Raw genomic sequence first — 24,197 nt, forward strand, 5'->3', positions numbered from 1 at the left:
CCGGTGGTGCTGGTGGTCGTGGTGCTCATACCGCCTCCTGCAGGGGGTGTTCGCGGGGGCGGCCGAGAGCGGCCAGCGCGGCGTGCGCCGCGCCGAGGCCGCTGCGGACGGCGCTCTCCATGGTCGCGGGCCAGCCGGTGGCGGTCCACGCACCGGCGAGGTAGAGCCCCGGCGTGTCGGTGCGGGGGCCCGGGCGCAGCCGGCCGACGCCGGGGCTGGGGGCGAAGGTGGCGGTCCGCTCGCGGGTGACGAAGAAGTCCCGCACCTTCGCGCCGCGCGCGGCCGGCAGCAGCCGCTCCAGCTCGGGCAGGTACTTGGCGCGCAGGACGGAGACGGGCTCGTCGATGTCGTCCTGGGCGACCGACTGGGACAGGGCCAGGTACTGGCCGCCGTCGGTGAGCCCGGAGGCGTCGGTGCGGTCGAACACCCACTGGACGGGGGTGCCCAGGGCCGCGAAGAACGGCTGCTTGAGCACCTTGCGGTCGTAGACGACGTGGACGTTGAGGATGGGCGCGGTGCCGATGTCGAGCAGCTTGTCGGGGTCCGCCAGGGCTCCCGCGGGCAGCAGGGCGTGCGCCTCGCGCTGCGGGACGGCGAGGACGACGGTGCCCGCGTCGAGGGACTCGCCCTCGGTGTCGACCCGCCAGCCGCCCTCCCCGGTACGGGTCACCGCGGTGACCCGGGTGCGCAGCTCGGTACGCACTCCGGCGGCGTCGAGCGCCTTGCGGGCGAGGGTGTCGTGGACGTCGCCGAGCGGGACCCGGGCCCAGCCGATGTCGGCGGCGCCGTTCTCGGAGAGCAGGCCGGTCTTGAAGACCATCGCGGCCAGGCCCAGCGAGGAGTCGCCGGCGACGGCGTTGAGGGTGGCGATGCCGACGAGGTCCCACAGGGCGTCGACCGTGCGCGGGGACTGGCCGTAGCGGGCGAGCCAGGTGCCGAAGTCGAGGCCGTCCAGGGCCGGGTCGGCGGGATCGAGGCGGCGCAGCGCCAAGGCGGCGCGGCCGACGCTCGCGCGCTCGGCGAGGGAGAGGTGCGGGTACGTGGCCAGGGACGCGGCCAGGTGCAGGGGAACGGGCAGCGCGCTGCGGCGCAGCCGCCCGAGGCGGGGCCCGCGGGGGTGGGCCACGTCGAGGACGGGTACGTCGAGCCGGTCCTGGAGCGGGGCGAGGTCCGTGCCGTCGACGCGGTCCAGGAACCACCGGTAGGCGGTGCAGCAGCGCAGGTAGACGTGCTGGCCGTTGTCGACGGTCAGGTCGCCGCGCTTGAAGGAGAAGACGAGGCCGCCGAGGCGCGGGCGCCCTTCGAGGAGGGTGACCCGCAGGCCGGCGTCGGCGAGTTCGAGCGCGGCCGTGACGCCGGCGAGGCCGCCGCCGATGACGACGGCGCGGTCGTCGCTCCCGCCGCTTCCGCTGCCGCTCATGAGGCCTCCCGGGTGGTACGCCGGCCCGCCCGGCCGGAGGGTGCTGCGGAGCCCGCAGGGACAGACGCCACCGCGCCCGGAACGGTTGCCCGCACGCACCGCTCCGGTCCGGGGAACCCGCCGGCGGCGGGTACCGCGTGCCGCGGCCGGGTGCCGGGGCGCGCCGGGCCGGTGCCGGGGGCGGCTGCGCGACCACGGATGGCGCTGTCCTGGACCGTTGCGGACGGCGCCGGGACCCGGCCCGCCGGTCCGGGGAACCCGCCGGGGGCGGGCGCCGCTCCCCGGGGGCGGCTGCCGCCGGGGCGGCCGGGGCCGGCCTGGCCCGCCGCCGGGCGGCTCCGGGCCGGGGCCGGCGGAGGCGCCGGGCGGGAGCCCGCAGCGGCCGGCATCAGGGCCGCCTCCGGGTGCTCTGGCGGGAGACGGTGCGGGCGTCGAGGCCGGACAGGCCGCGGACGGCCACGTACGCCTTCTCGTGGGTCGGCAGCGAGACCCGGCCGCGCAGCACCGCCTCGGGTTCGCGCTCGATGCGGTCCAGGAGGCGCCGGTAGATGCCCGCCATGGCGGCCACGCAGGCGCCGCTGCGCCGGTCGAGCATCGGCAGCAGCCGGTAGCCCTCGGTGAACAGGGCCCGGGCGCGCCGGACCTCGTGGTGCACGAGCCCGGCGAAGTCGGACCCGGCGGGGGCCCGGCCGCCCTCGAAGCCCTCGGAGCAGCCGAACTTGGCGAGGTCCTCGGCGGGCAGGTAGGTGCGTCCGTTGCCGGCGTCCTCGCGGACGTCGCGCAGGATGTTGGTGAGCTGGAGCGCCAGGCCCAGGGTGTCGGCGTACTCGTCCGCGCGGCCGGCGGGGCCGACCGTGCCGAACACGCCGAGCGAGAGCCGTCCGATGGCCCCGGCCACGCAGCGGCAGTACTCCTTGAGGTCGTCCCAGGTCTCGTACTCCTCGCCGCGGACGTCCATCAGGACGCCGTCGATGAGCTCGTCGAGGCCGCCGAGGGGGATCGGGAAGCGGCGCGCGGCGTGCGCGAGGGCGACGGCGACCGGGTCGGTGTCGTCCTCGTCGACCTCCTCGGCACGGATCCGCCCGAGGAGGGCACGGGTCTCCTCCAGCCGGGTCAGCTTGGCCCCGGGCGCGAGGGTGCCGTCGCCGATGTCGTCGACCCGCCGGGAGAAGGCGTACAGCGCGGACATCGCCTGCCGCTTGTCAGTGGGCAGCAGCCGGATGCCGTACGCGAAGTTGCGCGCCTGGGTGCCGGTGACGGCCTCGCAGTAGCTGTAGGCCGCGAGGACCTGGGCGGACGGTGCTGACGCGTGTGCGGTGCCCTCCACGTTCGGGCTCACCCCTTTCTCGGCGCTGTGCGCAGGACGGCGGCCACCTCGCGGAGCAGGAGGCTCCGGGTGGGCTTGGGCGGGCCGGGCAGCACGTCGAAACCGGCGGCGGAGACCGCTCGCAGCGCGGCGCGCCCCCCTCCCGTGAATCCCGCGAGCAACAGCCTCAGCCTGCCGTGGACGCTGCCCACGAGCGGGGTGCCCTCGTCCAGGAGGTCGCGCGCACGTTCGGCCTCGAAGGCGATCAGGGACCGTACGGAGGCGCCGGCGGACGGGGCCCGCAGGTCGGCCTCGGTGACGTGGAAGCGTCGCATGTCCTCGGCCGGGAGGTAGATCCGGTCGCGGCCGAGGTCCTCGGCGACGTCCTGGAGGTGTTCGGTGATCTGCAGGGCGGTGCAGACGGCGTCCGAGCGGCGGACCCGCTCGGGGGTGCTGGTGCCGGTGAGCTCCAGCACGAGGCGGCCGACGGTGTTGGCGGAGAGCTCGCAGTAGGCGAGGAGCTCCCCGTACGTCTCGTAGCGGGCCACCCGCTGGTCCTGGCGGTTGGCCTCGACGAGCCCGAGGAAGTGCTCCGCACTGAGCCCGTGGTCGCGCACGACGGGCTGGAGGTCCAGCAGCAGGGGGTGGCGCGGCGGGCCGTCGGTGCCGCCGAAGACGCGCAGCAGGTCGGCTTCCAGGGCGTCGAGCATGGCGAGCCGGTCGTCGGCCGCGGCGGCGTCGAGGCCGAGGAGGACGGCGTCGCGTCCGCCGGGGGCGAGGTCGCCGTCGCCGATGTCGTCGACCAGGCGGGCGTACCCGTAGACCGCCATGAGGCCCTCGCGCCAGGCGCGCGGGAGGAAGGCGGGGGCGACGGGGAAGTTCTCCGCCGCGGCCTTGCCGAGGGTGGACCGCGCGTGGAGCAGGTCGGGGGTGCCTTCGCCGGCCGGCGGCGCGGGACGGATGCCGTGCCCGGGGGTCACCGCCCGCCGCCCGGGGCGGGGACGGCCGTCGTGCCTGGGGGCCGGAGAATTCCCGTAGCCATTGCCGTCACGTCTCCCGTTCTACACTGCCGACCCAAGTCATCCTATTTCGGACACGCCGCCGGACCTTACCCGGGGGTATCCCCACGGAGTCGGCTGCGGGGAATCGTCCACTCTTGGCGCGATTGAGAACTGGTCCAGCTTACGTTGTACAACGCCGCGGGGGCCTATCGGGTGCCCCCGCGCCCCGGAATGTCGGCCGCCGTCCCTGATCTCCCGCTCTGCCCGCCGGGGCCGCCGCCGGCGCCGCCCCACGCGCGAGGCCCCCACCGCGGCGAGCGGTGGGGGCCTCGGGGCCGGGGCCGGGGGCGGACCCCCGGGTCAGTGGCCGCTGGCCTTCTCGTACGCCGAGACCACTTCCTCGGTGGGCCCGTCCATGAGGAGCTCGCCCTTCTCCAGCCACAGCACGCGGTCGCAGGTGTCGCGGATGGACTTGTTGTTGTGGCTCACCAGGAAGACCGTGCCGGCCTTCTCCCGCAGCTCGCGGATGCGGTTCTCGGAGCGCACCTGGAAGCTGCGGTCACCGGTGGCGAGCGCCTCGTCGATCATCAGGACGTCGTGGTCCTTGGCGGCGGCGATCGAGAAGCGCAGGCGCGCGGCCATGCCCGAGGAGTAGGTGCGCATCGGCAGGGAGATGAAGTCGCCCTTCTCGTTGATCCCCGAGAAGTCGACGATGTCCTGGTAGCGCTCCTTGATCTGCTCCCGGCTCATGCCCATCGCGAGACCGCCGAGGACGACGTTGCGCTCACCGGTCAGGTCGTTCATCAGGGCGGCGTTCACGCCGAGCAGCGAGGGCTGGCCGTCGGTGTAGACCTTGCCGGACTCACAGGGCAGCAGGCCCGCGATGGCGCGCAGCAGGGTCGACTTGCCCGAGCCGTTGGAGCCGATGAGGCCGATGGCCTCGCCGCGGTACGCCGTGAAGGAGACGCCGCGCACGGCGTGGACCCGGCGGACGCCCGGGGCGTCGCCCTTGCCCCGGCGGAGGATCTTGCTCAGCGCGGCGGTGGCGCTGCCCTTGCCGGAGCTGCCCGTGTTGACGCGGTACACGATGTGCACCTCGTCCGCGATGACGGTGGGGACGCGCCCCTGGGTGTTGTCAGCCACGGCCGTAACGCTCCTCAGCCTTCCAGAAGTACACGAAGCCGCCGATGCCGATCACGACGGCCCAGCCGACCGCGAAGGCCCAGACGTGGGGCGGGAGGTTCTCCCGGCCGTAGCCGTCGATCATCGCGAAGCGGACCAGGTCCATGTAGATCGCGGCGGGGTTCCACTGGAGCACGTCCGCGATCCACGCCGGGCGGTCCTTCAGCATCTCGCTGATGGAGAACATCACGCCGGAGGCGTACATCCAGGTACGGGTGAGGAAGGGCATCAGCTGCGCGAGGTCGGGGGTCTTGGACCCCATGCGCGCGAAGACCAGCGCGAGCCCGGTGTTGAAGACGAACTGCAGCACCAGGGTCGGGATCACCAGCAGCCACGACAGCCGCGGGTAGTTCCCGAAGGCCACGGCGACGACGATCACGACGATCATCGAGTACAGGAGCTGCTGGAGCTGCTGCATCGAGAAGGAGATCGGCAGGGAGGCGCGCGGGAAGTGCAGGGCGCGCACCAGGCCGAGGTTGCCCGGGATCGCCCGGACGCCCGCCATCAGCGAGCTCTGGGTGAAGGTGAAGACGAAGATGCCCATCACCAGGAAGGGGATGTAGACCCCCTTCTCCATGCCCCGGCCCGCGTCCAGGATGAGGCCGAAGATCAGGTAGTAGACCAGGGCGTTCAGCAGTGGGGTCGCCACCTGCCACACCTGGCCGAGCTTGGCCTGGCTGTACTGCGCCACCAGCTTGGCCCGCGAGAAGGCCATGATGAAGTGCCGCCGACCCCAGAGCTGCCGCACGTATCCGCCCAGGCTGGGCCGCGCGCCGCTGACGGACAGGCCGTACTTCCCGGCGAGCTCCGCCGGGCTCAGCCCCGCGTCGTCGGACGGCGGCTTGCTCGTGGCGAGGGCGCCGTCGTGGGTTGTGTCACTCACAAGTTGGAACTTTCCGTCTTCAAGATGCGGCAGGAAGGGCATCGGGGGCTGGAACGCCGGACCCGTGATGGGCCCATGGTCCCAGACCCGAGCTTGTCAGATGACGGGCGGGCGGCCCAGCCGCGTCAGCCGCCAGACCGTGCGCCACCTCATCGGACGCCGGGGACCGCAGGGTGTGGTCCAGCCCTCCTTGAACCCGCCGAACCAGGCCTTGAGCGCGGGCGCCGAGGGCCTGCGCACCAGCGTCAGCGCGAGCCAGACGCCCAGGTAGACCGGGACCAGCGGGGCGGGCAGGTTGCGGCGGGCGAGCCACACCCGGTTACGGGCCACCATACGGTGGTACACCGCGTGCCGGGAGGGAGCGGTCGCCGGGTGCAGCAGCACCATGTCCGCCCGGTAGTCGATCAGCCACCCGGCGTCGAGCGCCCGCCAGGCCAGGTCGGTCTCCTCGTGGGCGTAGAAGAACTCGCCGGGGAGCGTGCCGACCTGCTCGAACACCTTCGTCCGGACGGCGTTGGCGCCGCCGAGGAAGGTGGTCACGCGGGAGGAGCGCATCGGGTCCGAGGCGCGCAGCCGCGGCACGTGCCGGCGCTGGGTGGTGCCGGTCTCGGGGTCGGCGATGCGGAAGCTGACGATGCCGAGCCGCGGGTCCTCCGCGAAGGCCTGCCGGCACAGCTCGGCGGTGTCGGTGCGCTCCAGCAGCCCGTCGTCGTCGAGGAAGAGCAGGGCGTCGACGTCGGTGCCGCCGGGCCCGAAGGCCTCGATGCCGACGTTGCGGCCGCCGGGGATGCCCAGGTTCTCCGGCAGGTCGACGGTGCGCACGCCCTCGGGGAGCCCGGTGACCTCGACGCCCTGGCCGACGACGACCACCTCGACGGGGTCGCCCTCCTGCCGGGCGACCGAGTCGAGGAGCGCCTTGAGCTCGTCGGGGCGGTTGCCCATGGTGATGATCACGGCGCCCAGCCGCATCGGCGACGTCACTTCAGCCTGCTGGAGGCCAGGACCGAAACCAGGTGCAGCACGGTCTGGAGCACCGCGATGCCCGCGAGCACGGCGACACCGAGGCGGGAGAAGAAGAGGTCGCCCCGGACCTGGTCGGCGACGGCCAGGACCAGGATCAGCAGGGAGGCCTCGATGCCGAGGATCAGCCGGTGGAACTTGAGCGCGGCCGCTGCCCGGCGGGCGAGCGCCATGCCGGAGGAGCGGGGCTCGGCGGCGGACTCCTGCACCACGGGCTTGCCGGCCTGGTGCCGGGCGACGCCGACCAGGTCGGTCTCGGCCTTGATCAGGATGGCGCCGAGGGCGGCGAGGGTGCCGAGGAAGGCCCACAGCCAGTCGATCCGCCCGCTGCCCCACAGGTCGGCGGCGCGCAGGCCGAAGCCGACCAGGACCGCCGCGTCGCACAGGTAGGCGCCCACCCGGTCCAGGTAGACCCCGGAGAGCGAGTACTGCTTCTTCCAGCGGGCGACCTCGCCGTCGACGCAGTCGAGCAGCAGGTACAGCTGGACCGCGACCACGCCGAGGACGGCGCCGAGCACGCCCGGCACCAGCAGGGCCGGGAGGGCGAGGACGCCGGCGAGGGTCATCACGTAGGTCAGCTGGTTCGGCGTGATCCTGGTGGTGACCAGCATCCGGGTGATGCGCAGGGAGACCTCGCGCATGTACAGGCGGCCGCCCCAGTGCTCGCCACTGCGCCGGTCCTTGACGCCCGGCGGGTGAACGACGGGCCGGAGTTCAGCTACGGATGGTCTGGGCATAGTCGGCGTACGCGTCCCTGATGTCGGCTGCGGACAGGTTGAGGTGCTCCAGGATCGTGAAGCGTCCCGGGCGGGTCTGGGGGGCGTACTCGACGGCCGCGACGAACTCGTCCACGCTGAACCCGATCTGCTCGGGCAACACGGGCAGGGCGTGCCGGCGCAGCACCTCCGTGAACAGGCCGGCCTGGTCGGCGGCCCCCCGCAGGTGCATGGCGAAGGCCGCACCGATGCCGACCTGCTCGCCGTGGAGCGCGGAGCGTCCGGGGTAGAGCAGGTCGAAGGCGTGGCTGATCTCGTGACAGGCCCCGGAGGAGGGGCGGCTGTCCCCGCTGATCGACATGGCGATGCCGGAGAGCACGAGGGCCTCGGAGAGCACGGTGAGGAACTCGTCGTCGCCGCATCCGCCGGGGTGGCGCAGGACCGACTCGCCGGCGGTCCGGGCCATGGCGGCGGCCAGGCCGTCCACGGCCTCCCCGGTGATCCTGTGCGAGAGCTCCCAGTCGGCGATGGCCGAGATGTTGGAGATCGCGTCGCCGACGCCCGCCCGGATGAAGCGGGTGGGGGCCTCGCGGATCACGTCGAGGTCGATGACCATGGCGATCGGCGTGGGCACGCCGTAGGAGCCCCGGCCGTTGTCGTTGTCCAGGATGGACACCGGGGAGCAGATGCCGTCGTGGGAGAGGTTGGTGGCGACGGCCACCATGGGCAGGCCGACCCGCGCCGCGGCGTACTTCGCCACGTCGATGATCTTCCCGCCGCCCAGGCCCACGACGGCGTCGTAGCGGCGGCCCTTTATGTCGTCGGCGAGCTTGACCGCCGAGTCGATGGTGCCGTCGACGACCGGGTACCAGTCGGCGAGCGGCAGGGCCGGCTCCAGACGGGCGCGCAGCGCCTGTCCGGAGCCCCCGCTGATCGCGATCGCGAGCCGGCCGGACGCGGAGATCCGCTGGTCGGCGAGGATGCCGTCCAGCTGGTCCATCGCCCCGCAGCTGATGTCGACGACGACCGGCGAGGGGATCAGCCGCGTCAGTACTGGCATGCGATCGTCCGGCCCTTGGCGAGGTCGTCGTGGTTGTCGATCTCGACCCACTTGACGTCACCGATGGGGGCGACGTCGATGGTGAAGCCGTCGTTGACGAGCTGCTGGTAGCCGTCCTCGTAGTAGAGGTCGGGGTCGCGCTCGAAGGTGGTCTTGAGGGCCTCGGCGAGCTGCTCGGCGGCCTCGGGCTCGATGAGGGTGACGCCGATGTACTCGCCGGTCGCGTCGGCCGGGTCCATCAGCTTGGTGATCTTCCGCACGCCCTGGCCGTCGGCGGTGACCACCTTCATCTCCTCGTCGGCCAGGTTCTTGACCGTGTCGAGGGCGAGGATGATCTTCTGGCCGTTGCCGCGGGCGGCGAGCAGGGTCTTCTCGACGGAGACCGGGTGGACGGTGTCGCCGTTGGCGAGGATCACGCCCTGCTTGAGGACGTCACGGGCGCACCACAGGGAGTAGGCGTTGTTCCACTCCTCGGCCTTGTCGTTGTCGATCAGCGTGATCTTGACGCCGTACTTGGCCTCCAGGGCCTCGCGGCGCTCGTAGACGGCTTCCTTGCGGTAGCCGACGACGATCGCGACCTCGGTGAGGCCGACCTCGGCGAAGTTGCCCAGGGTCAGGTCGAGGACGGTGAGGCTGTCCTCCCGGCCCTCGGGGCCGACGGGCACGAGGGCCTTGGGCAGGGTGTCGGTGTAGGGACGCAGGCGGCGTCCGGCACCGGCAGCGAGGACAAGGCCGATCATGCTGGTTCTCCTTCGTCATGTACGGCGGGTGCCCCGGAGGAGACCCAGAAGCGGATGCTCTCCACGAGCACCACGAGTGCCACGAACACGGCCGTGGCCGTGAGCGCGACGGGGAAGGCGTCACGTGCGAGGACGGTGGCGAGGACCACGGTCAGCAGGACCCTGCCCTCGTGCCCTCCGGTCGTCCGCACGAGCCAGTGCGGGGGAGCGCCCGAGCCGCCACGGATGCGGTAGACCGTGTCGTAGTGATGGTAGGCGACCGCCGCGACCAGTCCGAATGCGGCCGGAAGGGCCCCGGGGACGTCCGCCTTGGCGGCGAGCACGAGCACCGTCACGTACTCGCCGAACCGGAAGAACGGCGGGATCAGCCAGTCGAGGGGGCCCTTGAGGGGGGCGGACACCGCCGCGCCGGCGAAGAGCACGTACGTGACGGCGGTCCCGATCAGCCAGGGATCTCCGAAGTCGCGGGTGACGGCCGACCCGGTCATCAGCAGCGCGACGGCCAGCGCCAGCCAGGGCGCGGCGCGGTCCGGCCGCTTGGTGGGGCGGGGGTAGCCGGTCCAGGCCAGGACGCCCGAGTCGGCGAGGTCGGCGAGGGCCCGGGCGGCCCGGTCCGTCCGCTTCGCCTTGCGGGTCACCGAGCGCAGGACGCGGCCCGCGGTGGTGTACAGCGCGCCGAAGGCGCAGCCGATCAGCAGGGCGTAGAAGACGGTGCGGGGGGTGGTGGCCGCGGTCAGCACCGCGATCATGGCCCAGCGCTCGCCGATCGGCAGGATGATCATCCGCCGGACCCAGACCGTCCAGCCGACGCTGTCGAGCCGGCCGGACAGGGCGGCGGTGGGGCTGGTGTTGGCGGTGGCGTCGTGGTTGGCCTCGTTGAACGAGAAGTCCACCACGTGCCGGCAGGTCATGAGGATCATCGAGCCGAGCGCGAGCCCCCAGACGTCGTCGCCGTTGCGGGCCGCGCCGAGCGCCAGGCCCGCGTAGAAGGCGTACTCCTTCGCCCGGTCGAAGGTCGCGTCGAGCCAGGCGCCCATCGTCGAGTACTGGAGCGAGTAGCGGGCCAGCTGCCCGTCGGTGCAGTCCAGGACGAAGGAGACGAGCAGCAGCACGCCGGCGGTGATGTAGCCCCAGCGCTCCCCCGTCGCGGCGCAGCCGGCCGCGACCAGCGCGGTGATCAGCGAGGCGGTGGTGACCTGGTTCGGGGTCAGGCCGCGGCGCGCGCACCAGCGGGCGATGTAGCGGGAGTACGGGCTGATGAAGAAGGTGGTGAAGAAGCCGTCGCGGGACTTCACCGCGGTGCGCAGGCGCACGGCCTCGTCGTCGACGGCGGCCACGGCGGCGAGGGCCTCGGAGCGCTCGGCCTCCCCGTCCGGCACGGCCGCGACCAGGGTGCCCAGCTCGGGCCGCTGGACGGTGGTCCCGCCGGCCTCCACGGCGGCGGCGAGCCGGTCCGCGTACGGCCCGCTGCCCGCCGGGGCCAGCGCGGCGGCCCGGTCGAGGGCCTCGCGGGCCCCCGCCTGGACGGCGAGGGCGCCGGTCACGGCGCAGGCGTCGAAGCGCGGGTCGGTCAGCGCGAGCCGCAGCGCGTGCGGGTGTCCGACGAAGGCGCTGTCGACGACGGCCACCCGCTCCTGGGCCGGGATCCCGGCGAGGGTGGTGGCGGTGTCTTCGGGACCGGCGGCCGGGCGGACGTCGAACCCGAGCGACCGGAGCTCGTCCTGGAGCGGTGATCCGGGTACCGGCGGGCCGGTGAGGATGACGGTCGGCAGACGAACTCACTCCTTGCGGCGGACATTCCCGACGGCCGGGGCGCCCCGTGGGGGCGGGTGCAGCACGTCGGCAGGGCTGTCGGCAGAGGCTATCGGATGAATGGAAGGCCCCATTCATCAGCTGTTCAGGACGGAACGGGGCCGTTCGGGCCCGGATGTTAGGGTGGATGGCGGCGCACACGGGTCACGTGGGGCGCGAAGGTGGGCCGAAGTGCTCCGGAACGGGAAAAGAGGTGGGTTGATGACCGTCGTAGTGGTCGCGGCCATGCGCAGCGAACTCCGGTACATCCCCGTTTCCTTCCGGGCGTCCGGCCGGGTCTGATCCGCCACAGGTAAGGCCCCGTCGGCCGGAGCCCCCGTTCAAGGGTTCACGTTGACCGACAACACCACTTCCTCAGCCTCCACCCCTTCTTCCTCCGGCTCCGACGACGGCGTCTTCGCCGCCTTCATGGAGCTGCACCGCGGGCTGCCCCGGCAGTCCCCCGGTTCCGACGACTCCACTCGCCGGCTGCTCTCCCTGTGCGGACCGCTGCCCGAGCGGCCGCGCGTCCTCGACCTGGGCTGCGGTCCGGGCCGCAGCGCCCTGCTGCTCGCCGCCGAGGCAGGCGGGGCGGGCCTCGCCGAGGTGACCGCCGTCGACCTCCACCAGCCGTTCCTCGACGAGCTGCGCGCGGCCGCCGCCGCGCGGGGCCAGGACGGGCGCGTCCGTACGGTGCGCGCCGACATGGGCGCGCTGCCCTTCGAGGACGGCTCCTTCGACCTCGTGTGGGCCGAGGGTTCCGCCTACGTGATCGGCTTCGACCGGGCCCTCGCCGAGTGGCAGCGCCTGCTGGCGCCCGGCGGGCGGCTCGTGCTGAGCGAGTGCGAGTGGACCGCCGAGGAGCCCTCGGCCGGTGCCCGCGCCTTCTGGGACCCCCAGTACCCGCTGCGCTCCACCGCCCGCAACACCGCCGCCGCCCAGGCGGCCGGGTACCGGGTGCTCGGCACCCGGCTCCAGCCCGACTCCGACTGGGACGAGTACTACGGCCCGCTCGGCGAGCGGGTCCGGGCGGCCGTGGCCGCCTCCCCGGCCGAGGAGACCGCGCTGGGAGCCGTACGCGAGGAGCTCGCCGTACGGGACCGGCACGGGCACGAGTACGGGTACACCGGCTACGTGCTGGCCCCGGTGACCGCCGGGGACCTGGACCGCTGGCCGTCCCGCCCGGAGGCCCCGGCCGACGTGGCGGCCGTACGGGCCGTCAACCTGGCCGCCTTCGAGACCCCGCTGGAGGCTGATCTCGTGGACGCGCTGCGCGCCGACCCCGAGGCCTGGCTGCCGGGTCTCTCGTACGTGGCCGAGCGTCCCGACGGGAGGGTGGCGGCGCACGCGCTGCTGACCCGGTGCCGGGTGGACGGGGTGCCCGCGCTGGCCCTCGCGCCGGTGGCCGCCGATCCCGCCCTCCAGCGTTCGGGTGCCGGGAGCGCCGTCGTCCGGGCGCTGCTCGCGGCCGCCCGGGAGGGCGGGGAGGCGCTGGTGCTGGTCCTCGGGCACGCCTCGTACTATCCGCGGTTCGGTTTCGTGCCCGCTTCGCGGTTCGGGATCAGGGCGCCCTTCGAGGTGCCCGACGAGGCGATGATGGCCCTGGTGCTGGACGATTCCGTTCCGGTGCCGGCGGGCACGATCTCCTATCCGGCCCCCTTCGGGGTCTGATCCCCGGCTGGACCTCCGCCCCCCGCCGCTTACCACGCGGCGGGGGGCGGACATGCGCGGATGGCCGAAGTGGGGACAAGCCTCTTTTGTACGGCAGACTGAAGGCCGAAGTCCGAAGCGAAGGATGGGTATGCCGATCACACCAGCCACCGACGCCACCAGCAGCGCGTCCGCCGGCACCGGAGCTCAAGAACCGATCATGCTCGAACTGGTCGACGAGTCCGGCAACACCATCGGCACGGCGGAGAAGCTCTCCGCGCACCAGGCACCGGGCCTGCTGCACCGGGCGTTCTCCGTGTTCCTCTTCGACCAGCAGGGCCGGCTGCTGCTCCAGCAGCGCGCCCTGGGGAAGTACCACTCCCCCGGCGTCTGGTCGAACACCTGCTGCGGCCACCCCTACCCCGGGGAGTCTCCGTTCGCGGCCGCGGCCCGGCGCACCCATGAGGAGCTCGGGCTCTCGCCCTCGCTGCTCGCGGAGGCGGGTACGGTCCGCTACAACCACCCCGACCCGGATTCCGGTCTGGTGGAGCAGGAGTACAACCACCTGTTCGTGGGACTGGCCCGGCCCGTGCTGGACCCGGATCCGGAGGAGGTCGGCGACACCGCCTTCGTCACGGCCGAGGAGCTGGCGAAGCGGCACGCGGAGCAGCCGTTCTCCGCCTGGTTCATGACGGTGCTGGACGCGGCGCGCCCCGCGATCCGCGAGCTGACCGGCGACGCGGCCGGCTGGTAGCCGCTGCGCCTTCCAGGTGCGGAAGCCCGGGTACGGGCTGCTGTCGTCGTCCGGGGGTCAGATCCCGGGGGCCGGTGCGGCCAGCGGCAGGGCCGCCCAGATCACCTTGCCGCCGGTCGCGGTGTGCTCGACGTCGCACACCCCGCCGGCCTCCAGGGTGATCTCCCGTACCAGGAGCAGGCCCCGGCCGCCGGTCTGGCCGAAGTCGGCCTCCAGCGCCTTGGGCCGGTACGGGTGGTCGTCCTCGACGGCCACCCGTACCCACTCCCGGCCCACCGCCACCTCGACGGCGACCTCCGGGGAGAGCAGGGCCGCGTGCCGGACCGAGTTCGTCACCAGTTCGGAGACGATCAGCAGCAGGGAGTACACCAGGTCCTGCTGCGCCGGCACCCCCTGGCGGCCGAGCAGGTCGCGGACCGCCCGGCGGGCCTGCGGAACGGATTCTTCAACGGCGGGCGCGGTGAAGCGCCACACTCCCTCGTAAGCGAGGGGGTCGGCCGGAGCCGACACCTCACCTCCCCTGGCCGGCGGGATGCTCCCGCTGTCGTCCATCTTCCGGCCCCCGTCTTCGCGCTCGATCGTCTCCACGTGTCAAGAGTGGGGAAAACCCTGGTCCGGACCGCGCCGCTGACCAGAAGTCAGCGTCAATCGGACGCTTTCTGACCACTGGTTTATGACGGAGTCAGTTGTTGGTCTGTTCCTGATCCGATGCGGGCCCCTTCCCGGCCGCCTCCCGCGTCCCGTCCGCCGCCCCCGGCGCGGCCGCCCCGTCATCGTCGCTGACCAGGCCGAGGATCCGACGGGCCCCCAGGCCCAGCGCCAGCAGGCTGAGTCCGTCGAACAACAGGGCGAGCGAGAAGAAGATTCCGATCACGTACAGGCTGTTGCCGGGCCAGTTGGAGAGGATCAGGAAGCCCAGCAGGATCCCGAAGGCGCCCTGGACCAGCGAGACCCCGAAGTTCGTGCCGCGCACCACCAGGGAGCCCACGAGGCGGAACACGCCGCCGGTCAGGAAGAGCAGGGCCGCGAACATCGTCAGGGCCTCTGCGGTGGCCTCCGGGCGGCGCAGCACCACGAAGCCCGCCGCCAGGTTGATCGCGGCGACGATGACGGCGAGCCAGAAGTGGCCGGTCCCCCGCGACTGGACGGCCTGCACGAGACCGACGACGCCGCCGATGAGCAGCAGCCAGCCGAAGAGGAACATCGAGGTCAGGGTGGCCACGTTCGCGTAGACCAGGCCGACCAGCCCGGCCAGTACGAGGACCACCCCGAGCACGGCCAGCAGTCCGAAGCCGCGCTTGAGCTTCTTGTTCTCCCGCTGCCGCGGGTCCGGGTCACTGCGGTCTGCGCCCATGGGCGTGCCACCTCCTCGGCACCCCCCGGGGGTCGGACTCCCCTTGATCATAGGATCGGCTGCCCGGGATAGCATCCGGCGCATGGACGCAGCCCTCCACCACACGCTGGCCGACGGGGTCGCCACCGTCGTCATCTCCCACCCGGCCAAACGGAACGCCATGACCGCCGCGATGTGGCGGGCGCTGCCGGAGCTGCTGGAACGGCTCGCCGAGGACGAGGCCGTACGGGTGCTGGTGCTGACCGGGGCCGGTCCCACCTTCTGCGCGGGGGCCGACATCTCCTCGCTCACCGGCAAGGAGGACCCGCAGGCCCTGTCCGTCGCGGCCGAGGAGGCCCTCGCGGCCTTCCCGAAGCCGACGCTGGCGGCGATCCGCGGGTTCTGCGTGGGGGGCGGCAGCCAGCTGGCGGCCGCGTGCGACCTGCGCTTCGCGGAGGAGGGCGCGCGGTTCGGGGTGACCCCGGCGAAGCTGGGCATCGTCTACCCGGCGTCCTCGACCCGGCGGCTGGCCTCGGTGACCGGGCCCGCGTGGGCCAAGTACCTGCTGTTCTCCGCCGAGCTGATCGACGCGGAGACGGCCCTGCGGGCCGGGTTCCTGAACGAGCTGCTGCCGGCGGGCCGGCTGGAGGAGCGGGTGGTCTCCTTCGCCCGGATCCTGACCACCCGCTCGCGGCTGACGCAGGCCGCCGCCAAGGAGTTCGCGGACGGCCGCACCGACCGGGACGCGTACTGGGCGGACCAGGCCGCCGCGAGCGGCGACACCGCGGAGGGTGTCGCCGCGTTCCTGGAGCGGCGGGTCCCGGAATTCGGCTGGCGGCCTGGGCCGTCTCTTCCGGATCTCGCCTGACCCGCGCCGCCCGGCACCGCACCTCGCCGCGTTGACGGAGCACCCGAGTACGTCCAGTACAAGGGCGCCCCGCCAACGCGCCGATGCACGGCACCGGACGACGCGGGCTTAACCGGCAAGATCCGAAAGAGACGACCTAGCTGAGGGGGCTCGCCGCGCGCATCCGGGCGACCAGCTCGGCCGGGGCCTTCTCCGGGGAGCCTGCGTCGTAGGGCGGCTGGGGGTCGTACTCGCACAGCAGCTGCACGGCCTGGGCGTACTCGTCCCCGGAGATCCGGCCGAGCAGCCCCAGCCCCATGTCGATGCCGGAGGACACCCCGGCGGCGGTGACGTACTTCCCGTCGAAGACCACCCGCTCACCGGTGGGTTCGACGCCGAAGGGGACCAGCTTGTCGAGGTAGAGCCAGTGGCTGGTGGCCCGGCGCCCGTCGAGCAGACCGGCGGCGGCCAGGAGCAGCGAGCCGGTGCAGACGGAAGTGGTCCAGGTGGTGGTGGCGTCCACGGCCCGCAGCCAGTCGAGCACGGCGGAGTTCTTCATCTCCACCTCGGGGTGCGGCCCGCCGGGCACGATGACGATGTCCGGGCGGGTCACCTCCCCGAGCGCCTTGTCGGCGACGAAGCCGAGCGCGCCGTTGTCGGTGCGGACGGGGCCGGGGCGCTCCGCGACGAACACGGTCTCGGCGTCGGGGATCCGGCTGAGGGTCTCGTAGGGTCCGACGGCGTCGAGCGCGGTGAAACGGTCGTAGAGCAGTACGGCGATCTGCATGGCTCCTCCGGAGCGGTGGGCCGCCCCTGCGTGCGGGGGCGGACGTCTGTATGTGCCGGGCGTCGGTACAACGCCCGGCATGCGGCGAGCGGCACGGCCGGGGCCGGGTGGTGCGGGTCGGCTGCCGCCCCTGCCCTGGCCGGGCGTACTCGGCATCGCGCAGGTCCCGCTGCGCGGGCTGCTCCCCGCCCCGCCCTTCCTCCGTTCCCCGGGCTGCGCCCGGACCCCTCCTGGGGGCTCCGCCCCCAGACCCCCGCGCCTCAAACGCCGGCGAGGCTGGATTTGGCCGGCCGGGGCTGGATGTGCCGGGCGGGTCGCCTGGCGGGCTGGAGTGCGCGCAGCGCACTTCCAGCCCCGCCGGCGTTTGAGGCGCGGGCGCGGTAGCGCCGTACGGGTCCGGGCGAAGCCCGGGGAACGGTGGAAGGGCGGGTAGGGGATCCCCGCTCCGCGCAGCGGCCCACCACCCGCAGACGACCCACCGGCCCCCGCCACCCGAACCGGCCCCGCCCGGCGGGCCGCCGGACGGAGTCCGGCGCAGCGGCGCGAAGCCGGGGAGGCCGCCCGCGGCCGAGCCGCGCGAGCGGCGCGTCAAGAAGGCGACGGCCTCCGGCCGAAGCGGCGGCGGTATTCGGCCGGGGGCTGGCCCAGGGTCCTGATGAAGGCCCGCCGAAGGGCCTCCGGGGTCCCGTAGCCGCACGAGCGGGCGATCTGCGCGACCCCCTCCCCGCCCTCCTCCAGCAGCCGCCGCGCGTGTTCCACCCGCACCCGCTCCACGTACCGCCCCGGCGTCACCCCCGTCTCCGCCTGGAAGGCCCGCGCGAAGTGCCTCGGGGACAGCGCCGCCCGGGCGGCCAGGGCCTCCACGCTCAGGTCGCCGTCCGGGTGCTCGGTGATCCACTGCTGGACGTCCCGCAGCGGTTCCCGCCGCGCCGTCTGCGCGGCCAGCTGCGCGCTGAACTGCGCCTGGTTGCCGGGGCGGCGCAGGAACACCACCAGGTGCCGGGCGATCACCAGCGCCGTGTCCCGCCCGAGGTCCTCCTCCACCAGCGCCAGCGCGAGGTCGATCCCGGCGGTGACCCCGGCCGAGGTGGCGACGGGGCCGTCGCGGACGTAGATGGGGTCCGGTTCCACCGACACCCGGGGGTAGTCCCGGGCCATCCGCTCGCACACCGACCAGTGCGAGGTGGCCCGCCGCCCGTCCAGCAGCCCGGCCTCCGCCAGCAGCAGCGCCCCGGTGCAGACCGCCACCAGCCGCCCCGCGCACGCCCCGTACGCGCGCAGCCAGTCGGTGAGCCGGGGTTCGAAGTCGCCGGTGTAGCGGCCGCCGGGCACCAGGAGGGTGGTCTCCGGGCCGGGGCGGGCGCCGTCGAGGTCGCCGTCGGGCAGCAGGGTCAGTCCGCTGCCGGTCCGTACCGGCGCGCCCCCGAGGGAGGCGGTGCGGATCGCGTACCCCTCCTGCCCCGGGAAGCGGCCGGCGCCGTCGAAGACCTCGACGGGGCCGGTGACGTCCAGGCTCTGCACCCCGTCGTAGAGGACGACGAGCACGTTTCGCGGTGACATGGCTCCATCCTGTGACCGTCGCCCGGATGGCCGCAATGACGGGTGTCCCACCTATCCGGACACGGGCGGAGAGGCGTGCCGCAGCGGGTGCGATCCTTGGGCGGTCCCCCGCCGCATCGTCCGGAGCGCCGTCCTGAACACCGTCTTCGCCGAGTCCCTTTCCGTCGTCCTGCTGCTCGCCGTGCTCGCCTTCGCCGTCCTGCGGCCGCGCGGGCTTCCCGAGGCCGCGGCCGCCGTGCCCGCCGCCGGGGTGCTCGTCGCCCTGGGGGTCGTGTCCCCGGCGGACGCCTGGGAGCAGACGCGCGAGCTGCTCCCGGTGGTGGGCTTCCTCGCCGTGATCCTGGCCCTCGCCCAGCTGTGCGCGGACGAGGGCCTGTTCCGGGCCGCCGGGGCGGCGGTGGCCCGGCGGGCGGCCGGGCGGGGTGCGGCGGGGCTGCTGGGCGGGGTGTTCCTGGTGGCCTCGGCGGTGACCGCCTCGCTGAGCCTGGACGCCACCGTGGTGCTGCTGACGCCGGTGGTGCTGGCGACGTCGGCCCGACTGGGTGCCCGGCCCCGCCCGCACGTGTTCGCCACCGCGCACCTGGCGAACTCCGCCTCGCTGCTGCTCCCGGTGTCCAACCTGACGAACCTGCTGGCCTTCGCCGCGAGCGGGCTCACCTTCACCCGGTTCGCCGCGCTGATGGCGGCGCCCTGGGCGGTCGCCGTCGCCGTGGAGTACGCGGTGTTCCGCCGCTTCTTCCGGGCGGACCTGGCGGCCCCGCCCGAGCACGACCCCGGGGCGGCGGCACCCGCGCCCGTGCCGCGGTTCGCCCTCGTCGTGCTGCTGCTGACCCTGGCCGGCTTCGCCCTGGCCTCCTTCGCGGGGGCGAGTCCCGCCTGGGCCGCGCTGGCGGGTGCGGTGGTGCTGGGCGTACGGGCCCTGCGGCGCCGCGAGACCACCCCGCGGCGGCTGGCGGCCTCCGCCGCCCCGGCGTTCTGCCTGTTCGTGCTGGCGCTGGGGGTGGTCGTACGGGCCGTGGTGGACCACGGGCTCGGCGACGGCCTGGAGTGGCTGCTGCCCGACGGGGACGCGCTGCCCGCGCTGCTGGCCGTGGCCGGGGTGGCCGCCGTACTGGCCAACCTGATCAACAACCTGCCCGCGGTGCTGGCCCTGCTGCCGCTGGCCGCGCCCGGCGGGCCGGGGGTGGTGCTGGCCGTGCTGATCGGCGTGAACATCGGCCCGAACCTCACCTACGTCGGCTCCCTGGCCACCCTGCTGTGGCGGCGCCTCCTGCACGAGCACGGCGAGGACGTCCGGCTGGGCGAGTTCACCCGGCTCGGGCTGCTGACCACGCCGCTGTCCCTCGCGGCGGCGGTGACGGCCCTGTGGGGCGGGCTGCAACTGATCGGCGGGTAGGGCGGCGGCGCGCCGATAGGATCGGGGCATCATGACTGCAACCCTCGTCGCCAAGAACATCACCGCCGCGCACGGTGAGCGCACGCTCTTCGCCGGTCTCGACCTCGTCGTCGCGCCCGGCGACGTCATCGGACTCGTCGGCGTCAACGGCGCCGGGAAGTCGACCCTGCTGCGCCTGCTCGCCGGGCTGGACACCCCGGAGACCGGTGAGCTGCGGCTGTCCCCGCCCGGGGCGGCCGTCGGCCACCTCCCGCAGGAGCCCGAGCGCCGCGAGGGCGAGTCGGTGCGGGAGTTCCTCGCCCGCCGGACCGGCGTGGCCGCCGCGCAGGCCGCGCTGGACGAGGCCACGCAGGGGCTGGTGGACGGCACCCCGGGCGCCGACGACGCGTACGCGGAGACCCTCGACCGCTGGCTGGACCTCGGCGGCGCCGACCTCGACGAGCGCGCCCAGGAGGTCGCGGACGAGCTGGGCCTGGCGGTGGGCCTGGACCTGCCGATGTCGGCCCTGTCCGGCGGCCAGGCCGCCCGCGCGGGCCTCGCCTCCCTGCTCCTGTCCCGCTACGACGTGTTCCTGCTCGACGAGCCCACCAACGACCTGGACCTGGCCGGTCTGGAGCGGCTGGAGCGGTTCGTGACGGGGCTCCGGGCCGGCACGGTGGTCATCAGCCACGACCGCGAGTTCCTGGCCCGGACCGTCACCAAGGTGCTCGAACTGGACCTGGCCCAGCAGCAGATCAACCTCTACGGCGGCGGCTACGAGTCGTACCTGGAGGAGCGCGCGCGGGCCCGCAGCCACGCCCGCGAGGAGTTCGAGGAGTACGCGGACAAGAAGGCCGCGCTCGAAGGCCGGGCGCAGATGCAGCGCAACTGGATGGACAAGGGCGTGCGCAACGCCCGCCGCAAGGCGACCGACAACGACAAGATCGGCAAGGCGCTGCGCGGCGAGTCCAGTGAGAAGCAGGCCGCGAAGGCCCGCCAGACGCAGCGCGCGATCGAGCGCCTGGAGGTCGTGGAGGAGCCGCGCAAGGAGTGGGAGCTGCGCATGGAGATCGCGGCGGCCCCGCGCTCCGGCTCGGTGGTCGCCACCCTGCGCGAGGCGGCGGTCGAGCGCGGCGACTTCTCCTTCGGCCCGGCGAGCCTCCAGATCGACTGGGCGGACCGGGTGGCGATCACCGGGGCCAACGGTGCCGGCAAGTCCACCCTGCTCGCCGTCCTGCTGGGCCGGCTGGCCCCGGACTCCGGCTCCGCGGTCCTCGGCTCGGGGGTCCTGGTCGGGGAGGTCGACCAGGCGCGCGGCCTGTTCCTGGGCGAGGAGCCGCTGCTGGAGGCGTTCTGCGCGGCCGTCCCGGACACCGAGCCGGCGGAGGTGCGCACGCTGCTGGCCAAGTTCGGCCTGAAGGCGGCGCACGTGCTGCGCCCGGCGGCGACCCTGTCCCCGGGCGAGCGCACCCGCGCGGCCCTGGCCCTGCTCCAGGGGCGCGGGGTGAACCTGCTGGTGCTGGACGAGCCGACGAACCACCTCGACCTGCCGGCGATCGAGCAGCTGGAGTCGGCCCTGGAGGCCTACGAGGGCACGCTGCTGCTGGTCACGCACGACCGGCGGATGCTGGACGCGGTGCGCGTGACGCGCAGGCTGGAAGTCGCGGCGGGCAAGGTCACCGAGCTCTGACCCCGCCGGGAGGGACGGCCTAGAACTCGTCCGGGCCCTTGCCGTGCCGGCGGTGCCTGCGCGGCTCGCCGGGGTCCTGGTCCGGGTCGTCGGGGCGGTCGAGGCGGCTCGCCTCGTCCGTGTCCTCGCGCCGCACGGGTGCCACCTCCGGCTCCGGCCCGGGTTCCCGGGACGGCCGGTCCCGCCGGACGTGCGGTGTGCGGTGGTGCGCCGCGTCCTCGCCGTGGAGCGGGACGCCTCCGGCTCCGCCTTGCTCGTCCATGACAGGTCCTCCTCGCCCCCGGGCGGATGTCCCCCTCGCCAGGCTGCTGCCCGGACCCCGGTGTCGCAAACCGGACCGCTCAGTCCCGCCGGGCGGCCGGGGGGCGCCGGTCGCGGGCCATCCTGCGGGCCACGAAGGTGCGCGGCAGGTGGCGGGCCGCGAAGGCGTACGCCTGGTAGTGGCGGCCCGTGACGCTGATCGGGCGGCGCCGGGCCAGGTCGCGCAGGGCCTTGGCGACCACGGCCTCCGGTTCCAGCCAGACCGCGTCGCGCAGGGCGCTGACGTCCATGCCGGCGCGTTCCTGGAACTCGGTGCGGGTGAAGCCCGGGACCACGGCGAGCACGCGGACCCCGTAGGGCTCCATGTCGACCCGGAGGGATTCGCTGAAGGCGGTGATCCAGGCCTTCGCCGCCCCGTACGTGCCGGTCGGGAGCAGGCCCGCAACGGAGGAGACGTTGAGGACGGCGCCCCGGCGGCGGGCGCGCAGGCCCGGCAGGAGCGCGTGGGTGAGCCGGAGCGGGACCTTCACGAGGAGGTCGAGCATCCGCTCCTCGTCCTCCACCGGGTTGTACGGGTAGGGCGCGGGCAGGCCGAACCCGGCGTTGTTGACGAGGACGTCGACGGGCCGTGCGGTGTCGGCGAGCCGGTCGGTGACGGTGGCGAGGGCGGCGGGGTCGAGGAGGTCGGCGGGCAGCACCTCGCAGCCGCTGCCGTGCTCCCGGGCGAGTTCGGCGGCCAGGGCCTCCAGACGGCTCTTGTCCCGGGCGACGAGGACGAGGTCGCAGCCCTTGGCGGCGAAGGCGCGCGCGAAGGCGGCGCCGAGGCCGGCGCTGGCCCCGGTGATCAGTACGGTGGTGGGCACGTGGGTTCGCTTCCTGGGTGTTCAGGCGGTTCGGGTGGCGGGGGCGAAGGCGGCGGCCGCGGGCGAGGCGTAGGCCTGGGCGACGTCGACCAGGAACCTGGCCTCGTCCTCCAGGTCACCGCCCTCGTCCGAGGTCTGCATCGCGGCGGGCAGGTCCAGCGCGGGGGCCTGCGGCGGCGGATGTCCGGGCAGTCCGGCGAGCTTCACCCGCCGGGCCTCCTTCAGTACGCAGGCCAGCGCGGCGGCGGTGCGCCGCTGTTCGGGGACGCCGCTGCCGGCGACGTGGCCGCGCGCGAGCTCCGGCACGCCCGGGGTGACGTACTCCCCCAGGATCAGGATCGCGTCGCGGGTCTCGATGACCTTGCGGTAGACGAGCAGGTTGCGCGGCACGGGCGGCCAGATGAGTTCCAGCAGGCGCCCGGTCCGGGGTTCGGTGAGGACCACGTACGGGACGGCCTGGACCAGGTCCCGCCACAGCGGCCACAGCCGCCAGGCGGTGGCGGCGTCGGCGAGGCCGCGGCGCAGCGCGAACACGGTGGGCACGAGGATCGCGGCGGCGCGCAGCAGGCCGTGGAGGTTCATCAGGAGCGGCAGGGCGGGCACCGCCCAGGTGCTGCCGAAGACCGCCTTGAGCAGGTACGCGAACCAGAACGCCCAGGCCAGGGCGGTGCCCAGGCCGAACAGCCGCAGTCCGAGGGCGAGCGGGCGGCTCTCCGAGCGGCGGCCGTAGCGCCAGCAGACGAAGACGCAGATGGTGTTGGCGATCAGGTGCGCGGAGATCAGCACGAGCCAGTACGCGAGGGAGGGCACCGGCTGCCCGGCGGTCGGGATGGTGTGCGTGCCGTGCCCGTGGGCGGCGGCGTCCAGGGTGATGAGGACGGCGAACCAGAGCACCGTGCCCGCCCAGGAGGCGAGTTGGAGCCTGCGGCCGCGGGTGGCGGCGGCGACGAAGTAGAGCACGGCGCCCGCCGACAGGACGCCGATGAGGTTGCGGACGATGCCGACCGTGTGGGCGTACGAGGGCTCGCGGCTCATGGCGTACGCGACGACGGCGGGCAGGTTCAAGGTCATCGCGGCGGCCGCGGTGGCGACGGCCAGCCACAGTCCGCGCTGTTCCGGGGAGCGCAGGGCGGCGGGGGCGCGGAGCAGGACGGCGATCCACAGGCAGACCACGCCGGGGACGGCGAGCCAGTCGCCGGCGGCGGCGAGATCAGCTGCCATCGCGGTGGCCCCGGGCACAGCCCATGGCGGATTCCAGCCGGGCGAGGGCTCCGCGGGGGGCGGCGCCGCGGCGGGGGTGGCCGGCGGTGGCGGTGCGGATGCGGATCATGCTCGCGAGCATCTCCGCCTCCTGCTCCTCGCGGGTGGTGTAGTTCGTGCGGCCCCTGACGACGGGGGCGCTGCCGTCGGTCTCCTCGCCGTCGAGGGAGTGGTGGCCGAAGAGGATGTGGCCGAGCTCGTGGAGCACGATGTGCTCGCGGTGCAGGAGGGTGGTCTGGGCCTCGTAGAAGACGTAGTCCACGGTCTCGGTGCCGACCCACAGTCCGCACACGCCGGATTCGGCGGCCTCGCGGGGCAGGGGGTGCAGCCGGATGGGGCGGCCGCGCCGGTCGGCCATGTGCGCGCACAGGCCTTCCAGGGAGAACGGGGACGTCAGGTCCAAGTGACCGAGAATCGTCTCGCAGCGTTTGCGCAGACTGAGATCCCGATAGGGCATGCGTTCCCTCTTCGGGCCCTTTCTCGGGCAGCGTCGGTAGGCGTGGGGGGTGGGCATCGGCATGGCGTCCTGTGCCTGGTGGCGGCCTCGGGGCGGGTGGTCCCGGAGGGGAAAAGGGGAACGCCCGTCCGCGCGCGCGAACGGGCGTTCCACCATGCCTACCGATCATTCCCGGGAGTTGGCAAGGAGTTTCCCCTGGCGGGGTGGCTATTCGGCCACTCCTGCCGGAGGCGGTCCGGGC

At 73.9% G+C, this 24,197-nt stretch carries 23 protein-coding genes; 5 read left to right on the forward strand and 18 right to left on the reverse strand.

The window, feature by feature from the left end; genetic code table 11:
* Nucleotides 1-25: 25 nt before the first annotated feature.
* From hpnE to ACIPW5_RS03995, 10 genes are all read right to left on the reverse strand, one after another.
* Nucleotides 26-1,420 carry a hydroxysqualene dehydroxylase HpnE gene (gene hpnE, locus ACIPW5_RS03950; RefSeq protein ID WP_401239918.1) on the reverse strand — a complete coding sequence of 465 codons (1,395 nt, stop codon included), beginning with the start codon at nucleotides 1,418-1,420 and terminating at the stop codon, nucleotides 26-28.
* Nucleotides 1,421-1,808: 388 nt separating this feature from the next.
* On the reverse strand, nucleotides 1,809-2,747 hold the full coding sequence (gene hpnD, locus ACIPW5_RS03955) for a presqualene diphosphate synthase HpnD (protein WP_401239921.1): 939 nt from the start codon (nucleotides 2,745-2,747) through the stop codon (nucleotides 1,809-1,811).
* 8 nt (nucleotides 2,748-2,755) lie between these two features.
* A complete protein-coding gene (gene hpnC, locus ACIPW5_RS03960) occupies nucleotides 2,756-3,688 on the reverse strand; it encodes a squalene synthase HpnC (protein ID WP_401240113.1) in 933 nt (310 codons plus the stop codon).
* Nucleotides 3,689-4,087: 399 nt separating this feature from the next.
* Nucleotides 4,088-4,870, reverse strand: a complete 783-nt coding sequence (locus ACIPW5_RS03965) for an ABC transporter ATP-binding protein (RefSeq protein WP_007267598.1) — start codon at nucleotides 4,868-4,870, stop codon at nucleotides 4,088-4,090.
* The gene (locus tag ACIPW5_RS03970; protein ID WP_401239924.1) at nucleotides 4,863-5,792 is read right to left on the reverse strand and encodes an ABC transporter permease; all 930 of its coding nucleotides are present in this window, start codon (nucleotides 5,790-5,792) and stop codon (nucleotides 4,863-4,865) included. Before ACIPW5_RS03970 ends, ACIPW5_RS03965 begins: the two co-directional genes overlap by 8 nt.
* Nucleotides 5,793-5,888: 96 nt before the next feature.
* Nucleotides 5,889-6,761 carry a glycosyltransferase family 2 protein gene (locus ACIPW5_RS03975; RefSeq protein ID WP_401240116.1) on the reverse strand — a complete coding sequence of 291 codons (873 nt, stop codon included), beginning with the start codon at nucleotides 6,759-6,761 and terminating at the stop codon, nucleotides 5,889-5,891.
* 8 nt (nucleotides 6,762-6,769) lie between these two features.
* The gene (locus ACIPW5_RS03980; RefSeq protein WP_401239927.1) at nucleotides 6,770-7,549 is read right to left on the reverse strand and encodes a CDP-alcohol phosphatidyltransferase family protein; all 780 of its coding nucleotides are present in this window, start codon (nucleotides 7,547-7,549) and stop codon (nucleotides 6,770-6,772) included.
* Nucleotides 7,527-8,588, reverse strand: coding sequence for an iron-containing alcohol dehydrogenase family protein (locus ACIPW5_RS03985; RefSeq protein ID WP_401239930.1), 1,062 nt, complete (start codon nucleotides 8,586-8,588; stop codon nucleotides 7,527-7,529). The genes ACIPW5_RS03980 and ACIPW5_RS03985 overlap by 23 nt, the downstream gene beginning before the upstream one ends.
* Nucleotides 8,576-9,328, reverse strand: a complete 753-nt coding sequence (locus ACIPW5_RS03990) for a sugar phosphate nucleotidyltransferase (protein ID WP_079430632.1) — start codon at nucleotides 9,326-9,328, stop codon at nucleotides 8,576-8,578. The genes ACIPW5_RS03985 and ACIPW5_RS03990 overlap by 13 nt, the downstream gene beginning before the upstream one ends.
* Nucleotides 9,325-11,100: a DUF5941 domain-containing protein gene (locus ACIPW5_RS03995; RefSeq protein ID WP_401240118.1), complete on the reverse strand. Its 1,776-nt coding sequence runs from the start codon at nucleotides 11,098-11,100 to the stop codon at nucleotides 9,325-9,327. Before ACIPW5_RS03995 ends, ACIPW5_RS03990 begins: the two co-directional genes overlap by 4 nt.
* Nucleotides 11,101-11,548: 448 nt before the next feature.
* On the opposite strand from ACIPW5_RS03995, the gene ACIPW5_RS04000 reads away from it, so the two are divergent.
* Nucleotides 11,549-12,790, forward strand: coding sequence for a GNAT family N-acetyltransferase (locus ACIPW5_RS04000; RefSeq protein ID WP_401240120.1), 1,242 nt, complete (start codon nucleotides 11,549-11,551; stop codon nucleotides 12,788-12,790).
* Nucleotides 12,791-12,920: 130 nt separating this feature from the next.
* A complete protein-coding gene (gene idi, locus ACIPW5_RS04005; protein ID WP_401239933.1) occupies nucleotides 12,921-13,523 on the forward strand; it encodes an isopentenyl-diphosphate Delta-isomerase in 603 nt (200 codons plus the stop codon).
* A gap of 57 nt (nucleotides 13,524-13,580) precedes the next feature.
* Here idi and ACIPW5_RS04010 read toward each other — a convergent pair whose 3' ends face one another.
* On the reverse strand, nucleotides 13,581-14,075 hold the full coding sequence (locus tag ACIPW5_RS04010) for an ATP-binding protein (RefSeq protein ID WP_128637566.1): 495 nt from the start codon (nucleotides 14,073-14,075) through the stop codon (nucleotides 13,581-13,583).
* Between the two features lie 130 nt (nucleotides 14,076-14,205).
* Nucleotides 14,206-14,877 carry an HdeD family acid-resistance protein gene (locus tag ACIPW5_RS04015; protein WP_401239935.1) on the reverse strand — a complete coding sequence of 224 codons (672 nt, stop codon included), beginning with the start codon at nucleotides 14,875-14,877 and terminating at the stop codon, nucleotides 14,206-14,208.
* 82 nt (nucleotides 14,878-14,959) lie between these two features.
* On the opposite strand from ACIPW5_RS04015, the gene ACIPW5_RS04020 reads away from it, so the two are divergent.
* Entirely contained in the window at nucleotides 14,960-15,724 is a 765-nt protein-coding gene (locus ACIPW5_RS04020; RefSeq protein WP_401239938.1) for an enoyl-CoA hydratase/isomerase family protein, read from the forward strand.
* 136 nt (nucleotides 15,725-15,860) lie between these two features.
* On the opposite strand, the gene ACIPW5_RS04025 is transcribed toward ACIPW5_RS04020, so the two are convergent.
* On the reverse strand, nucleotides 15,861-16,490 hold the full coding sequence (locus tag ACIPW5_RS04025; protein ID WP_401239940.1) for a DJ-1/PfpI family protein: 630 nt from the start codon (nucleotides 16,488-16,490) through the stop codon (nucleotides 15,861-15,863).
* 588 nt (nucleotides 16,491-17,078) lie between these two features.
* The gene (locus ACIPW5_RS04030; protein ID WP_401239942.1) at nucleotides 17,079-18,050 is read right to left on the reverse strand and encodes a GlxA family transcriptional regulator; all 972 of its coding nucleotides are present in this window, start codon (nucleotides 18,048-18,050) and stop codon (nucleotides 17,079-17,081) included.
* Here ACIPW5_RS04030 and ACIPW5_RS04035 point away from each other — a divergent pair.
* Nucleotides 18,049-19,446, forward strand: coding sequence for an SLC13 family permease (locus ACIPW5_RS04035; protein ID WP_401239945.1), 1,398 nt, complete (start codon nucleotides 18,049-18,051; stop codon nucleotides 19,444-19,446). The two genes, ACIPW5_RS04030 and ACIPW5_RS04035, sit on opposite strands and share 2 nt — an antisense overlap.
* Before the next feature lie 31 nt (nucleotides 19,447-19,477).
* A complete protein-coding gene (locus tag ACIPW5_RS04040; protein WP_401239947.1) occupies nucleotides 19,478-21,115 on the forward strand; it encodes an ABC-F family ATP-binding cassette domain-containing protein in 1,638 nt (545 codons plus the stop codon).
* 19 nt (nucleotides 21,116-21,134) lie between these two features.
* Here ACIPW5_RS04040 and ACIPW5_RS04045 read toward each other — a convergent pair whose 3' ends face one another.
* The 4 genes from ACIPW5_RS04045 to ACIPW5_RS04060 all read right to left on the reverse strand — a co-directional run bounded on the left by ACIPW5_RS04045 (nucleotide 21,135) and on the right by ACIPW5_RS04060 (nucleotide 23,902).
* Entirely contained in the window at nucleotides 21,135-21,377 is a 243-nt protein-coding gene (locus tag ACIPW5_RS04045; protein WP_401239949.1) for a hypothetical protein, read from the reverse strand.
* A 79-nt stretch (nucleotides 21,378-21,456) separates the two neighbouring features.
* The gene (locus ACIPW5_RS04050) at nucleotides 21,457-22,239 is read right to left on the reverse strand and encodes an SDR family NAD(P)-dependent oxidoreductase (RefSeq protein WP_401239952.1); all 783 of its coding nucleotides are present in this window, start codon (nucleotides 22,237-22,239) and stop codon (nucleotides 21,457-21,459) included.
* A 21-nt stretch (nucleotides 22,240-22,260) separates the two neighbouring features.
* Nucleotides 22,261-23,460, reverse strand: coding sequence for an MAB_1171c family putative transporter (locus ACIPW5_RS04055; RefSeq protein WP_401239955.1), 1,200 nt, complete (start codon nucleotides 23,458-23,460; stop codon nucleotides 22,261-22,263).
* Complete coding sequence (locus ACIPW5_RS04060) at nucleotides 23,450-23,902, reverse strand: hypothetical protein (protein WP_401239958.1); 453 nt, start codon at nucleotides 23,900-23,902, stop codon at nucleotides 23,450-23,452. The genes ACIPW5_RS04055 and ACIPW5_RS04060 overlap by 11 nt, the downstream gene beginning before the upstream one ends.
* Between the last annotated feature and the right edge of the window lie 295 nt (nucleotides 23,903-24,197).

Origin of the sequence: Streptomyces sp. NPDC090077 (genome assembly GCF_044747545.1) — a bacterium.
Lineage (GTDB): Bacteria > Actinomycetota > Actinomycetes > Streptomycetales > Streptomycetaceae > Streptomyces.